The organism is Stenotrophomonas sp. 3diitr2024, from assembly GCF_042136455.1.
Lineage (GTDB): Bacteria > Pseudomonadota > Gammaproteobacteria > Xanthomonadales > Xanthomonadaceae > Stenotrophomonas > Stenotrophomonas sepilia.
Genome location: NZ_JBHHMJ010000165.1, coordinates 1 through 15,582 on the forward strand (window position 1 = coordinate 1; position 15,582 = coordinate 15,582).

The window sequence follows — 15,582 nt, forward strand, 5'->3', positions numbered from 1 at the left end:
GGTGGCCCGCGCTGAGCGCAGGCCACGGTTCTCCCTCGCGCCGGCGGACCTGCCGGCGCCGACATTGAAGTGCCAGCAAGGATCAGTCCGTGGGCTTTTCGACGATCTTCATCCGCCGCCCGATCGCCACCTCGCTGTTGATGGCGGGCCTGTTGCTGCTGGGCATCCTCGGTTACCGCAAGCTGCCGGTGTCGGCGCTGCCGGAAATCGATGCGCCCAGCCTTGTGGTCACCACCCAGTACCCCGGTGCGAACGCCACCACCATGGCCTCGCTGGTCACCACCCCGCTGGAGCGCCAGTTCGGGCAGATTTCCGGGCTGGAGCTGATGACCTCCGACTCGTCGGCCGGGTTGTCGACGATCATCCTGCAGTTCTCGATGGACCGCGACATCGACATCGCCGCGCAGGACGTGCAGGCGGCGATCCGCCAGGCCACCCTGCCCTCGTCGCTGCCCTACCAGCCGGTCTACAACCGGGTGAACCCGGCCGACGCGGCCATCGTCACCCTGAAACTGACCTCTGACACGCGCCCGCTGCGCGACGTCAACAATTACGCCGATTCCATCCTGGCCCAGCGCCTGTCGCAGGTGCAGGGCGTGGGCCTGGTCTCGATCGCCGGCAATGTGCGCCCGGCCGTGCGCATCCAGGTCAATCCGGCGCAGCTGTCGAACATGGGCCTGACCCTGGAACAGCTGCGCAGCGCGCTGACCCAGGCCAACGTCAACGCGCCGAAGGGTTCGTTGAACGGCAAGACCCAGTCCTACAGCATCGGCACCAACGACCAGCTGGCCAGCGCCGCCGAGTACCGCGACACCATCATCAGCTACAAGAACGGCCGCCCGGTGCGGCTGTCGGACGTGGCCGAGGTGATCGATGGCGTGGAGAACGACCAGTTGGCCGCCTGGGCCGATGGCAAGCCGGCGGTGCTGCTGGAAGTGCGCCGCCAGCCCGGTGCCAACATCGTGCAGACCGTCGAGCGCATCCGCGCGATCCTGCCGCAGCTGCAGGGCGTGCTGCCGGCCGACGTGCACCTGGAAATCTTCAACGATCGCACCGAGACCATCCGCGCCTCGGTGCATGAGGTGCAGTTCACCCTGATCCTCACCATCGGCCTGGTGGTGGCGGTGATCTTCGTGTTCCTGCGCCGCCTGTGGGCCACGATCATCCCGTCGGTGGCAGTACCGCTCTCGCTGGCCGGCACCTTCGCGGTGATGGCCTTCGCCGGCATGTCGCTGGACAACCTCTCGCTGATGGCGCTGGTGGTGGCCACCGGCTTCGTGGTCGACGATGCAATCGTGATGATCGAGAACATCGTGCGCTACATCGAGCAGGGCAAGAGTGGCAAGGAAGCGGCCGAGATCGGCGCACGCCAGATCGGCTTCACCGTGCTGTCGCTGACGGTCTCGCTGGTGGCGGTGTTCCTGCCGCTGCTGCTGATGCCCGGCGTCACCGGCCGCCTGTTCCACGAGTTCGCGTGGGTGCTGAGCATCGCCGTGGTGCTGTCGATGCTGATCTCGCTGACGCTGACCCCGATGATGTGCGCCTACCTGCTCAAGCCCGATGCCCTGCCCGAGGGCGAGGACGCGCATGAGCGCGCGGCGGCGGCCGGCAAGCAGAACCTGTGGACGCGCACCGTCGGCCTCTACGAGCACAGCCTGGACTGGGTGCTTGGCCACCAGCGGCTGACCCTGGCCGTGGCCGGTGGCGCGCTGGTGCTGACCGTGCTGCTGTACGTGCTGATTCCCAAGGGCCTACTGCCCGAACAGGACACCGGCCTGATCACCGGCGTGGTGCAGGCCGACCAGAACATCGCCTTCCCGCAGATGGAGCAGCGCACCAGGCAGGTGGCCGAAGCGCTGCGCCAGGATCCGGACGTGACCGGCGTGTCGGCCTTCATCGGCGCCGGCAGCATGAACCCCACCCTCAACCAGGGCCAGCTGTCGATCGTGCTGAAGGAGCGCAGCCAGCGCGACGGCCTGGATGAGATCCTGCCGCGCCTGCAGAAGGCAGTGGCCGGCATTCCGGGCGTGGCGCTGTACCTGAAGCCGGTGCAGGACGTAACCCTGGATACCCGCGTGGCCGCCACCGAGTACCAGTACTCGCTGTCGGACGTGGATTCGGCGACGGTGGCGACCCAGGCCACGCGCCTGACCGAAGCGCTGCGCAAGCGCCCGGAACTGGCCGACGTCGACAACAACCTGTCCAACCAGGGCCGCGCCCTGGAGCTGAACATCGACCGCGACAAGGCCAGCGTGCTGGGCGTGCCGATGCAGACCATCGACGACACGCTCTACGATGCGTTCGGCCAGCGCCAGATCTCGACCATCTTCACCGAGCTCAACCAGTATCGTGTGGTGCTGGAAGTGGCACCGGAGTTCCGCACCAGCACCGCGCTGATGGAACAGCTGGCGGTCGCCTCCAACGGCGCCGGCGCATTGACCGGCACCAATGCCACCAGCTTCGGCCAGGTCACCTCCTCCAACTCGTCCACCGCCACCGGCATCGGCGCGCAGAACACCGGCATCACCGTCGGCGCCGGCAACATCATCCCGCTGTCGGCGCTGGCCGAAGGCAAGGTCAGCAGCGCCCCGCTGGTGGTCAGCCACCAGCAGCAGCTGCCGGCGGTGACCGTGTCGTTCAACGTGGCGCCGGGCTATTCGCTGTCCGAAGCGGTGCGTGCGATCCAGGAGACCAAGGACAGCCTGGACATGCCGGCACACCTGCATGCCGAATTCATCGGCAAGGCCGCTGAATTCACCGGCAGCCAGACCGATGTGGTGTGGCTGCTGCTGGCCTCGCTGGTGGTGATCTACATCGTGCTGGGCGTGCTCTACGAGAGCTACATCCACCCGATCACGATCATCTCCACGCTGCCACCGGCCGGTGTCGGCGCGCTGCTGGCGCTGATGCTGTGCGGGCTGAGCCTGTCGGTGGATGGCATCGTCGGCATCGTGCTGCTGATCGGCATCGTCAAGAAGAACGGCATCATGATGGTCGACTTCGCGATCGAGGCGCGCCGCGCCGGCGCCAACGCGCACGAAGCGATCCGCCGCGCCTGCCTGCTGCGCTTCCGCCCGATCATGATGACCACCGCCGCGGCCATGCTCGGCGCACTGCCGCTGGCGCTGGGCACCGGCATCGGTTCGGAGCTGCGCCGCCCGCTGGGTATCGCCATCGTCGGTGGCCTGCTGCTGTCGCAGCTGGTGACGCTGTACACCACGCCGGTGATCTACCTGTACATGGAGCGCTTCTCCGAGTGGCTGGCGCGCCGCCGCGAACAGCGTGCGCTGCGCGAGGGTTCGCTGCAGGAGCCGCAGGCATGATCCACGCCCCGCTGCCGTGGGCGGCCGCACGATGAACCTGTCCGGCCCCTTCATCCGCCGCCCGATCGGCACCGCGCTGCTGGCCATCGGCTTGTTCATGGTCGGCCTGATCTGCTACCTGCGCCTGGGCGTATCGGCGCTGCCGAACATCGAGATCCCGGTGATCTTCGTGCATGCCAGCCAGTCCGGCGCCGACGCGGCGACCATGGCCTCGACGGTCACCGCGCCGCTGGAACGCCATCTCGGCCAGCTGCCGGGCATTGATCGCATGCGCTCGTCGAGCTCGGAAGGCAGCTCGCTGGTGTTCATGATCTTCCAGAGCGGCCACAACATCGATTCGGCGGCACTGGATGTACAAACGGCGATCAACTCGGCTCAGGCCGACCTGCCCTCGGGCATGGGCTCGCCGATGTACCAGAAGGCGAATCCGAACGACGACCCGGTGATCGCCATCGCGCTGACCTCGCAGACGCAGTCGGCCGACGAGCTCTACAACGTGGCCGACTCGCTGCTGGCGCAGCGCATCCGCCAGATCAGCGGCGTCGCCTCGGTCGACATCGCTGGCGCGTCGACGCCGGCGGTGCGCGTGGATGTCAACCTGCGCCTGATGAACGCGCTGGGCCTGACCGCCGATGACCTGCGCAACGCGGTGCGCGCGGCCAACGTAACCTCGCCCACCGGCTTCCTCAGCGATGGCAACACCACCACGGCGATCATCGCCAACGACTCGGTGGCACGCGCCGCCGACTTCGCCGACCTGGTGGTCAAGACCCAGGGCGACGGCCGGGTGATCCGCCTGAAGGACATCGCCAACGTCTACGACGGCCAGCAGGATGCCTACCAGGCGGCGTGGTTCGACCACAAGCCGGCGGTGGTGATGTACGTGTTCACCCGCGCCGGCGCCAACATCGTGGAGACCGTGGATCGGGTCAAGGCGCAGATCCCCACCCTGCGCGACTACCTGCAGCCGGGCACCACGATGACGCCGTACTTCGACCGTACGCCGACCATCCGTTCGTCGCTGCATGAAGTGCAGGTCACCCTGCTGATCAGCCTGGCGATGGTGGTGCTGACCATGGCGCTGTTCCTGCGCCGGCTGGCCCCCACCCTGATCGCGGCGGTGACCGTGCCGCTGTCGCTGGCCGGCGCCGCGCTGGTCATGTACGTGATGGGCTTCACCCTGAACAACCTGAGCCTGCTGGCGCTGGTGATCGCGATCGGCTTCGTGGTCGACGATGCGATCGTGGTGATCGAGAACATCATGCGCCACCTCGACGAGGGCATGCCGCGCATGCAGGCGGCGTTGACCGGTGCGCGCGAGATCGGCTTCACCATCGTCTCGATCACCGCCTCGCTGGTGGCGGTGTTCATCCCGCTGCTGTTCGCCAGCGGCATGATGGGCGCGTTCTTCCGCGAGTTCACCGTCACCCTGGTGGCGGCCATCGTGGTCTCGATGATCGTCTCGCTGACATTGACCCCGGCGCTCTGCAGCCGCTTCCTCAGCGCGCACGACCACAGCGCGCCGCCGTCGCGTTTCGGCCGCTGGCTGGACGCCGGCCACGAGCGCATGCTGCGCATCTACACCGTATTCCTCGACTTCTCGCTGCGCCACGCGCTGCTGCTGTCGCTGACGCCGCTGATCCTGATCGGCGTCACCATCTTTCTGTTCGGCGCGGTGAAGAAGGGCGCGTTCCCGCCGCAGGACACGGGCCTGATCTGGGGCCGCGCCAACTCCAGTGCCACCGTGTCGTTCGAGGACATGGTCGCGCGCCAGCGCCGCATCACCGACATGCTGATGGCCGACCCGGCGGTGAAGACGGTGGGTGTACGCCTGGGCAGCGGCCGCCAGGGCTCCAGTGCACAGTTCAACATCGAGCTGAAATCTCGCAGTGACGGCCGCCGCGAAACCACCGCGCATGCGTTGGCGCGCCTCAGCGCCAAGGCCGATCGCTATCCCGACCTGCAGCTGCGCCTGCGCGCGATCCAGGACCTGCCCAGCAACGATGGCGGCGGTTCCAGCCAGGGCGCGCAGTACCGCATTTCGCTGCAGGGCAACGACCTGGCCGCACTGCAGGAATGGCTGCCCAAGCTGCAGGCGGAACTGAAGAAGAACCCGAAGCTGCGCGACGTCGGGACCGACGTGGACAATGCCGGCCTGCGCCAGAACATCCAGATCGACCGCGCAAAGGCCGCGCGCCTGGGCATCACAGTGGGCGCCATCGACGGCGCGCTGTATGGTGCGTTCGGCCAGCGCCAGATCTCCACCATCTATTCGGACATCAACCAGTACAGCGTGGTGGTCAATGCCCTGCCCTCGCAGACAGCCACCCCGGCGGCGCTGGATGAGGTGTACGTGCGTGCGCGCAACGGCGACATGGTGCCGATCACCGCGGTGGCCACGCAGATGCCTGGCCTGGCCCCATCGCAGATCACCCACGAGAACCAGTACACGACGATGGACCTCAGCTACAACCTGGCTCCCAACGTGAGCATGGGCGAGGCCAAGGCGATCATCGACGCGACCGTGGCCGGCATGCGCATGCCCGGCGACATCCGCCTGGCCGACGATGCGGGCTTCGGCTTCAACTCAGATCCCAGCGACATGCTGATCCTGGTGTTCGCCGCAATCCTGACCGTGTACCTGGTACTGGGCATGCTCTACGAGAGCCTGATCCACCCGGTCACCATCCTGTCCACGCTGCCGGCGGCGGGTGTCGGTGCGCTGCTGGCCCTGTTCGGCACCAACACCGAGCTGTCGGTGATCTCGATGATCGCGCTGGTGCTGCTGATCGGCATCGTCAAGAAGAACGCGATCATGATGATCGACTTCGCACTGGTGGCGCAGCGCGAGCATGGGCTGGCGCCGCGCGATGCCGCACGCGAGGCCAGCATCGTGCGCTTCCGCCCGATCATGATGACCACGATGGTCGCGATCCTGGCCGCAGTGCCGCTGGCGATCGGCCTGGGTGAAGGGTCCGAGCTGCGCCGCCCGCTGGGCATCGCGATGATCGGCGGCCTGCTGTTCTCGCAGAGCCTGACCCTGCTCAGTACGCCGGCACTGTACGTGATCTTCTCCTGCCTGGCCGAGCGCTGGCGCGCCCGTCGCGCGCGCAGGCGCGAAGCGAAGCTGCTCAAGCGCGCGCAGCGGGCGTAGTAGAGCCCATCCACGCATGGCGTGGATCTAGTTCTCGGTACTGCGAATCTGCTGGCCAGCGGCCGGCACTACCACCGGCGCGGAGGGTGGGTGCGGACCGTTGGTCCGCACGCCTCCCGGTTTGACGTGCTGTAACGAAAAGAGAACAATTCCCCTCCAGCCATGGTCCTGCGCCCCTTCGCGGCGCCCCGCTGCCCTCTCCGGCAAGCCTGCGTGATCCCAGCCATCAACCTTTCCCCCCATGCGGGCGGATGGCGCGTGGCCGTTCGCCGAGGATGACTGAACCATGCTCCTGCACCCACTCTGCCGCCCGGCCCTGCTTGCCGTTTCCCTGTCACTGGCCTGTGCCGCGCATGCCCAGTCCGTACCCGAGCGCACCAATCGGAACCGCAGTGCCACCGATCTGGATGCGGTGAAGGTCACCGCCGAACGCACCCACGCCGATACCGGCGCCCTTGGTGATCGCGTGCTGCGTGATACCCCGTTCGCGATCACCGCCGTGGGCCGCGAGCAGATCGAGCAGCGCCAAGTGGTCTCGCTGGGCGAAGCGTTCCTGCTCGACCCTTCGGTCACCACCCAGGTCAGCGCCTATGCCAGTGGCTGGAGTTCGCCGATCCGCAACCGTGGCATCGACCTGAACTTCGACAGCTATCGCGTCAATGGCCTGCAGGTTTCCTCGTGGGGTACCGAGTGGCCGCTGGAAGTGATGGAACAGGTCGATCTGCTGAAAGGCCCGGGTGGATTCCTTTATGGTTTCGGTGCCCCCGGTGGCATCGTCAACTACATCACCAAGAAGCCGACCGATACGCCCACCTTCTCCGCCCAGCTGGGCTGGCGCGAGCAGGGCATCGTCAGTGCCGGGATGGACGTCGGCGGCCGCTTCGGCAACGAGCAGATGTTCGGTTATCGCTTCAATGCTTTCGAGGAAAAGGGTGAGACCTTCAATGGTGGCCACGTCGATCGCAAGGTGGGCGCACTGTCGCTGGACGCGCGCCTGAGCGACGCACTGATCTGGACCTTCGACGGCGTGTTCCAGTCACGCGACCTGCGCGAGGAATCGCCGCAGTACTACTTCCGCGGACTGACCTCGTTGCCGCGACCGATCGCCGGGAATACCGGCAACAGTGTCTCCGGCACCTACTACGACACTCGTTCCAGCCTGTTGTCGACCCGCTTGGACTGGCAGATCAACAGCGACTGGAAAACCAGCCTGAGTTACGGCGTCACCACCTCGTGGAATGACGTCAACAAGATCTTCGCCTACATCGATTCGCCCAATGGCGACTATGACGTCAACGTCTATGAACTGGGTGGCAAGAGCGAGTGGAGGCTGGCCCAGGCGATGCTGCAGGGCAGCTTCCGCACCGGTCCGCTGCAGCATCAGGTGGTGGCAGGCATCAGTCACCAGACCGGGCTGGGCTGGGACCGTCCCTACGAATGGAGCCTGATCGGCCGCGCCAACCTGTACCAGCGCCATGACATCCGCCATGACGCCGTCGGTTCACGGATGATGACCCGTGGCGACGAGACCGTGCAGCAGGCCGTGTTCGCAAGCGATACCGTCGATCTCGGCAGCGGATGGTCGGTGCTGGCGGGCTGGCGCTACAACGATTACGAGACCAAGGGTCGCTACCACACCTATCCGGTCACACCGACCTATGCCGTGATGTTCAAGCCCAGCGAGGCGGTCACCCTCTACGCCAGCTACATCGAATCGCTGGAAGCGGGCAGCCGCGTAGGCAACAACTACGTCAACGCCGGTGAAGTGCTCGACCCGACCCTCAGCAAGCAGTATGAGATCGGCGCGAAGGCCGAGGCCGCGCGCTGGAACGCGAACGTGGCGGCGTTCCGGCTGGAACGTGGCGCCAACATCGATGAACTCACACCGGCCGGCAAGCGCCTGGTGCAGGACGGCATCACGCTGTACGAAGGCATCGAGGCCAGTGCCGACCTGCACCTCAGCGATGTCCTCACGGTTGGCGGAGGCGTCACCTGGCTGGACCCGACCTACGACAGGCTGTCCCCGGCCAGCGCTGCACAGGAGGGCAACCGTACCGCCGGTGCGGCGCGCTGGAGCGGGGTCGTGCACGCCACCTACCAGCTGCCGTGGGTGGATGGCCTGGAAACATACGCCGCGGTGCGCTACTACGGCGATGTCTGGTACGACGCCGACAACACCCTGAAGCTGCCCGATTACACGCTGGTCAATGCAGGCATCGGCTACCGCCTGCTCGCCTCCGGTCATCCGCTGACCGTGCGCGCCAGCGTCGAGAACCTGGCCAACCGGAAGTACTGGTCCAACGCCGGCACAGGCCTGCCACGCACGTTCGCTGTGAGCGTGCGGTTCGACATGTAGGGCCCGGCAGCACCGTGGGTGCGGACCGTTGGTCCGCACTCCATATTTCACGCGCAGCCCGCAATAATGGTGGAAGACCCTTCCACCGAGCCTGCATGTCCGCCCGCCAATCCCGCCTCAGCCGACTGTGGGCCCACGAAAAGGCCAGCTACGGCCTGCGCGTGTTCATCGCGCTGACCGCGGCCGTGGCCGTGTGCTGGCAGTTCGAGGCGCTGACCGCCCTGCCCGGCGTGTTCCTCGGCATCATCGCAAGCGCCATCGCAGAAACCGACGACAACTGGTGGGGCCGGACCAAGGCCGTGGTGTTGTCCCTGTTGTGCTTCTGCATTGCGGCGGCTTCGGTGATCTGGCTGTTCCCGTGGCCGTGGATCTTCATCGGCGCGCTGGCACTGTCCACCTTCGGCCTGACCCTGCTTGGCGCGCTCGGCGAGCGCTACGCATCCATTGCCCAGGCCACGGTGACGCTGGCGATCTACACGATGATCGGCCTGGAGCAACATGGTGCCAGCGACCTGCACAGCGCACTGGAAGCGGTCAGCCATCTGCTGGCCGGTGCGGTCTGGTACGGGCTGTTGTCGATCCTGTGGGCCGCGTTGTTCGCCAACCGGCCGGTGCGCGAACGCGTGGCGCGGCTGTACCTTGAGCTGGGCCGCTACCTGCAGCTGAAGGCTGCGCTGTTCGAGCCGGTGCGCGAAGCCGACCTGCAACGTCGCCAGCTCGACCTGGCCGAACAGAACCGCCGTGTGGTGGGTGCACTGAACGAGGCCAAGACAGCGATCCTTGCCCGCTTCGGCCGCTCCGGCCGGCCCGGGGTGAACTCCGGCCTGTACCTGCGCCTGTACTACATGGCGCAGGATTTCCACGAGCGCGCCAGTTCCTCGCACTACCCGTATGGCGCGCTGGTGGACGCCTTCTTCCACAGCGATGTGCTTTACCGCTGCCAGCGCCTGCTCGACCTGCAGGGCCAGGCCTGTGCCCGCCTGGGCGAGGCGATCCGGCTGCGTCGTCCGTTCGTATACGGTGAAAGCAACCAGCAGGCCGGGCGCGACCTGGCAGACGCGCTGGCCTACCTGCGTGACCAGCAGCGCCCGCAGTGGCAGCGCCTGCTCGGCTCGCTGGACCTGCTGGTTCACAACCTGCGCAGCATCGAGCGCCGCCTGCTGGATGCCGAACGTTCCGAAGCCAGCCTGGACAACGTCGACACCCGCCTGCGCGACAGCAACCCGCATACCCTGCGCGAGATGGGCGTGCGCATCCGCCAGCAGTTCACGCCCGGCTCGGTTCTGTTCCGCCATGGCCTGCGCATGGCACTGGCGCTGATCGCCGGCTTTGCAGCGATCCGGCTGTTCAATGCGCAGAACGGTTCATGGGTGCTGCTGACCATCGTGTTCGTGTGCCGGCCCAACTTCGGCGCCACCCGCCAGCGCCTGGCACAGCGCATCGTCGGCACCGTCGCCGGACTGGTGCTGACCTGGGCACTGCTGCAGCTGTTCCCGCAGCTGCACGTGCAGTTGCTGATCGCCCTGCTCTCTGCGCTGCTGTTCTTCTTCACCCGCACCGACCGCTACCTGGTGGCATCAGCCGCGATCACCGTGATGGCACTGACCTGCTTCAACCTGATCGGTGATGGCTTCGTGCTGATCGTACCGCGCATGGTCGATACGCTGCTGGGCTGCGCGATCGCAGCAGCGGCAGCATTCCTGATCCTGCCTGACTGGCAGGGCCGGCAGCTGCATCTCGTCCTGGCACGCGTGCTGGACACTGCGGCTCGCTACCTGGATTCGGTGCTGGGCCAGTACCGCAGCGGCATGCGCGACGACCTGGCCTACCGCATCGCCCGCCGCGACATGCACAACGCCGACGCCGCGCTGTCCACCGCACTGTCGAACATGCTGCGCGAACCCGGCCACGTGCGCCGCAACCTGGATGCCGGCTTCCGCTTCCTGGCGCTGTCCAACACGCTGCTGGGGCATCTGTCGGCGCTGGGTGCGCACCGCGACCAGGTGGACAGCTACGCTGGCGATCCACTGGCGCTGGCCGCGGGCGATCGCGTGCGCAAGGCACTTCAGCAGCTGGCGACGGCGCTGACCGCGCGGCAACCGGTCGCGGACGATGACAACGACGCCGACCGCGCGGTGGCCGCCGAGCTGGAGCAGATCGACGAGGCGATGCCGCCGAAACTGCAGTTGATCCGTACCCAGATGGCGCTGGTACTGCGCATGCTGCCGAAGGTGCGTGCCGCGGCCAATGAGGCGGTGACCAACCTGACCTGATCCGTCATCGCTGCGGGCATCCCATCCACGCAGGGCGTGGATCTGCTGCGCCGCGTGCAACGGCGCGCTGCCCCTGGCGATGCAGTTCGATCACGCCGCCACGCGGATACTGGGCAGCTCCCGCCCCGGATCATCACCATGAAAATCGAACTCAGCGGCCGCACCGCGCTGGTGACCGCCTCCACCGCCGGCATCGGCCTGGCCATCGCCCAGGGCCTGGCCAGCGCTGGTGCGCGGGTCGTTCTCAATGGCCGCAGCACCAACAGCGTCGAGCGCGCCCGCCAGCATCTGCTCGCGGCCGTCCCGGGAGCCGACGTATTCGGTGTCGCCGCCGACCTCTCCGATGCGGCCGGTGTCGATATGCTGCTGGCTGGGCTGCCGAAGATCGACATCCTGGTCAACAACGCCGGCATCTTCGGCCCGCAGGACTTCTTCCAGACCGATGACGCCACCTGGGAGCGCTACTGGCAGACCAACGTGATGTCCGGCGTACGCCTGTCGCGTGCGCTGCTGCCAGCGATGGTCGATGCCGGCTGGGGCCGCGTGCTGTTCATCTCGTCCGAATCGGCGCGCAACATTCCGTCCGATATGATCCATTACGGGGTCAGCAAGACCGCGCAGCTGTCACTGTCACGCGGCCTGGCCAAGCGCGTGGCCGGCAGTGGCGTCACCGTCAACGCAGTGCTGCCTGGCCCGACCCTGTCCGATGGCTTCGCCGCGATGTTCGAGGATGAACGCCAGCGCAGCGGCAAGCCGCTGGAACAGATCGGCCGCGAGTTCGTGATGGCGCACCGGCCGTCTTCGGTGATCCAGCGCACCGCTACGGTCGAGGAAGTGGCCAACATGGTGGTGTACCTGGCCTCGCCACAGGCCTCGGCGACTTCCGGGGCAGCGCTGCGCGTGGACGGCGGCGTGGTCGACGATATCGTCTGAGGGTGCTGGCAGGTGTGCGGACCAGCGGTCCGCACCCACAGGTCCGCACCCACAGCGGATGGGCAGGAATGCTAGGCTGCGCCGGTCAAGGAGGCTCCATGTCCGGTCACAACCAATTCGCCCTGCTGCGCCAGCGCCGTTTCCTGCCGTTCTTCGTCGTACAGGCGCTCGGTGCGTTCAACGACAACGTGTACCGGCAGGCGATCATCAGCATGTTGCTGTTCATGGCCGTGCCGGAGGAAGAACTGGGTTTGTACGCCACCCTGGCACCGGCCATCTTCATCCTGCCGTATTTCCTGTTCTCGGCGCTGGCCGGGCAGATCGCCGACAAACTGGAAAAATCGCGGCTGATCGTGATCACCACCACCATGGAGATCGTGATCATGTCGCTGGCGGCCACCGGCTTCCTCACCCAGAGCCTGCCGGTGCTGCTGGTCGCGCTGTTCTGTACCGGCATGCAATCGACCCTGTTCGGCCCGGTGAAGTATTCGGTGCTGCCGTCGGTGCTCAGGCCCGAGGAACTGACCGGCGGCAACGGCCTGGTCGAGATGGGCACTTCAATGTCGATTCTCTCCGGCATGATCGTTGGCGGCCTGGTGTTCACCGTGGCCGGCAGCCACGGTGCGGTGGTGGCTGCGTGCGCGATCATCGCCCTGGCGATCTGCGGCAACATCGCCGCGCGCCTGATTCCCAGGGTCGATGCAGGCGACCCGACCCTGAAGATCAACTGGAACCCGTTGCCGGAATCGCTGGCGGTACTGCGCATGGCGCGCCAGCAGAAGGCCGTGCGCAACTCGATCCTGGGCGTGTCCTGGTTCTGGTTCGTTGGCACCGTGCTGACCTCGCAGCTACCGGCCTACGCGGTGACCAACCTGGGCGGCGAGCCGACCCTGTACATCTTTGCGCTGGCCCTGTTCTCGGTCGGCACCGGCGTCGGCTCGCTGCTGTGCGAGAAGCTGTCGGCACGCACGGTGGAAATCGGCCTGGTGCCGCTGGGTGCGTTCGGCATGACCGCGTTCCTGCTGGACCTGTACTTCGCCCGCAGCGGCGAAGCGGCCGTGCACGGGCTGACCATTGGTCCGTTCCTGCAGCAGCCCGGCAGCATCCGCATCGTCATCGACCTGGTCGGCATCGGCCTGTTCACCGGCATCTTCGTGGTGCCGCTGTTCGCGCTGATCCAGAGCCGCACGCCGAAGGCGCAGATGTCGCGCGTGTTCGCCGCACTGAACATCCAGAACTCGGGCTTCATCGTCGCTGCGGCGTTGCTGTCGCTGGCCGCGCACACGCTGCTGCACTGGACCATTCCGCAGCAGTTCCTGGCGCTGGCCATCGCCAACGCGCTGGTGGCGATCTACATCTTCACCATCGTCCCTGAATTCCTGATGCGCTTCCTCAGCTGGCTGATGGTGCGCACCCTGTACCGGCTGCGCCCGCACGGCATCGAGGCCAACGTGCCGGACGAAGGCGCCGCGCTGCTGGTCTGCAACCACGTCAGCTACATGGACGCGCTGATCCTGTCGGCGACGATTCCGCGTCCGGTGCGCTTCGTCATGTACTACAGGATCTTCAACATCCCGGTAATGCGCTGGATCTTCCGGACCGCCAAGGCAATCCCGATCGCCGGTGCGCGCGAAGACCCGGCACTGATGCAGCGGGCGTTCGACGAGATCGACGCTGCGCTGGCCGAAGGCGAACTGGTCTGCATCTTCCCCGAGGGTGCGCTGACCCGCGACGGCGAGATGGCGCCGTTCAAGTCCGGCGTCGAGAAGATCCTCGAGCGGCGGCCGGTGCCGGTGGTGCCGATGGCGCTGCGCGGCATGTGGTCGAGCATGTGGAGTCGCCGCGACAGCCGCCTCGGCCGCATGCGGGTGCCGCGCCGTTTCCGCGCCACGGTCGAGGTGGTGGCGGCACCGGCCGTTGATGGCCACGCCACCCGCGCCCCGGTGCTGGAGGCGCAGGTGCGGGCCCTGCGTGGCGATCACGCCTGATCGGCCCGGCGGCCGTCGGTAGCGCTTCCAGGCGATAGCCCCAATCCCCGGAATGACGGCCTCTGTCTCATGACAGAGGCCCGTCAAATAGCGCCCAGTCAAGGGCCATACACGCCATCATCTGACTGTAAACGCATACATGCAGCGCAGGTTGAGGTAGATTACGCACCCACAGGGGGGAGGTTCGGCCAATGCACCAAGGCCGGCCACCAAGGAATGGAGTCTTGCTTTGAATCAACCGCCACCGCTCAGCCGTCCCGTCTACATCCCCAACCATCTGGTCTGGGCGATCCTGACGACGCTGTTCTGCTGCCTGCCGTTGGGCGTGGTGTCGATCGTCTATGCCTCCCAGGTCGATGGCCGCCGCGCGGCCGGCGACCTGCCGGGGGCCTACAGCGCGTCGCGCAAGGCGGGCTGGTGGGCGGTGGCTTCGGCCGTGGCCCTGCCGGTCCTGTTGCTGTTGTGGTTCGGGCTGTTCGGCGGCTTGGCCGTACTGGGCGCTCTTTCCGACCAATGATTCACCACCACCACCCATCAAGGAGCTTGAACCCGTGAATACCGCCACTCCGCAGGTCCCGAACAATCTGGTCTGGGCCATCCTGAGCACCCTGTTCTGCTGCCTGCCGGCCGGCATCGTGTCGATCGTCTACGCCGCCCAGGTCAACGGCAAGCTGGCCGCTGGCGACATCGCCGGTGCCCAGGAATCCTCGGCCAAGGCCAAGAAGTGGGCCATCTGGTCGGCCATTGCCGCCGTCGTGGTCGGCGTGCTGTACGGCATCCTGATCGTCGCTCTCGGCGGCATGGGTGCGATGAGCAACAGCGGCTACTGATCCGCGTGGACGGATCCGGCGCCTGCGCCGGATCCGTTGCTGCATGTCCGCACTGCCCACCCGATCCCGACTGGCCCGCTGGGCACCGCTGCTGGCCGCCACCGGCCTGGCCGCCGGTGCCGCGCTGGTGCTGCGCAACGTCAATCCGTATGTCGCCGGCAATCCCTTGCCGAGCTGCCCGCTGTACGCGCTGACCGGCCTGTACTGCCCGGGCTGTGGCAGCACCCGCTGCCTGTATTCGCTGGTCCATTTCGACCTGCCCGGCGCGATGGCGATGAACCCGCTGCTGGTCATCAGCCTGCCCTTCCTGCTGCTGATGCTGCTGAACATCGCCGGCATCCGTCCGCGCCTGCTGGACCCGCTGATGCGGGTGCTGGCCAATCCCACGTTCTGGCTCTGGGTACTGCCTGGGTATGCGCTGCTGCGTAACCTGCCGTGGGCACCGTTCACGGCGCTGGCACCGGTCTAGTTTCCAGCCAACGGGGCAGCCCCTCGTGGTGGGCGGCGTTTGTCGGTCATGGGATTGGCCGGGCGGGTGGACTGCGCAGGGGGCGCTGCAAGTACGTCCATGTAAGCTCGGTCGCCGCATCCATGCGGCTCACGCCCCCGCAACCGGACCCACCCCGCCTTCGACAGTTTTCCGCGATCTGTTGGAACGATCTTGGGGTCAGATCCGTTTTCCGGAGGAAAACGGATCTGACCCCATTTTGATTGTCGATACCTGA

At 66.7% G+C, this 15,582-nt stretch carries 9 protein-coding genes; all 9 read left to right on the plus strand.

The window, feature by feature from the left end; all coding sequences use genetic code 11:
• The first annotated feature begins 89 nt into the window (after positions 1–89).
• The 9 genes from ABGA94_RS03965 (at position 90) to ABGA94_RS04005 (ending at position 15,326) form a co-directional block, all read left to right on the plus strand.
• Positions 90–3,323 (plus strand): efflux RND transporter permease subunit, encoded by a 3,234-nt coding sequence (locus ABGA94_RS03965; RefSeq protein ID WP_375366446.1) that lies wholly within the window; start codon positions 90–92, stop codon positions 3,321–3,323.
• 31 nt (positions 3,324–3,354) lie between these two features.
• Positions 3,355–6,477, plus strand: a complete 3,123-nt coding sequence (locus ABGA94_RS03970; protein ID WP_065186763.1) for an efflux RND transporter permease subunit — start codon at positions 3,355–3,357, stop codon at positions 6,475–6,477.
• A gap of 286 nt (positions 6,478–6,763) precedes the next feature.
• Positions 6,764–8,833, plus strand: coding sequence for a TonB-dependent siderophore receptor (locus ABGA94_RS03975; RefSeq protein ID WP_375366449.1), 2,070 nt, complete (start codon positions 6,764–6,766; stop codon positions 8,831–8,833).
• Positions 8,834–8,928: 95 nt separating this feature from the next.
• Positions 8,929–11,106, plus strand: coding sequence for a YccS family putative transporter (gene yccS, locus ABGA94_RS03980; RefSeq protein WP_053500204.1), 2,178 nt, complete (start codon positions 8,929–8,931; stop codon positions 11,104–11,106).
• A gap of 138 nt (positions 11,107–11,244) precedes the next feature.
• The gene (locus ABGA94_RS03985) at positions 11,245–12,039 is read left to right on the plus strand and encodes an SDR family NAD(P)-dependent oxidoreductase (RefSeq protein WP_111128862.1); all 795 of its coding nucleotides are present in this window, start codon (positions 11,245–11,247) and stop codon (positions 12,037–12,039) included.
• 98 nt (positions 12,040–12,137) lie between these two features.
• On the plus strand, positions 12,138–14,027 hold the full coding sequence (locus ABGA94_RS03990) for an MFS transporter (protein ID WP_375366452.1): 1,890 nt from the start codon (positions 12,138–12,140) through the stop codon (positions 14,025–14,027).
• 229 nt (positions 14,028–14,256) lie between these two features.
• On the plus strand, positions 14,257–14,544 hold the full coding sequence (locus ABGA94_RS03995) for a CD225/dispanin family protein (RefSeq protein WP_005419784.1): 288 nt from the start codon (positions 14,257–14,259) through the stop codon (positions 14,542–14,544).
• A 34-nt stretch (positions 14,545–14,578) separates the two neighbouring features.
• Positions 14,579–14,857: a CD225/dispanin family protein gene (locus ABGA94_RS04000; protein ID WP_005419785.1), complete on the plus strand. Its 279-nt coding sequence runs from the start codon at positions 14,579–14,581 to the stop codon at positions 14,855–14,857.
• 43 nt (positions 14,858–14,900) lie between these two features.
• Positions 14,901–15,326, plus strand: a complete 426-nt coding sequence (locus ABGA94_RS04005; protein WP_095378401.1) for a DUF2752 domain-containing protein — start codon at positions 14,901–14,903, stop codon at positions 15,324–15,326.
• Positions 15,327–15,582: the final 256 nt, after the last annotated feature.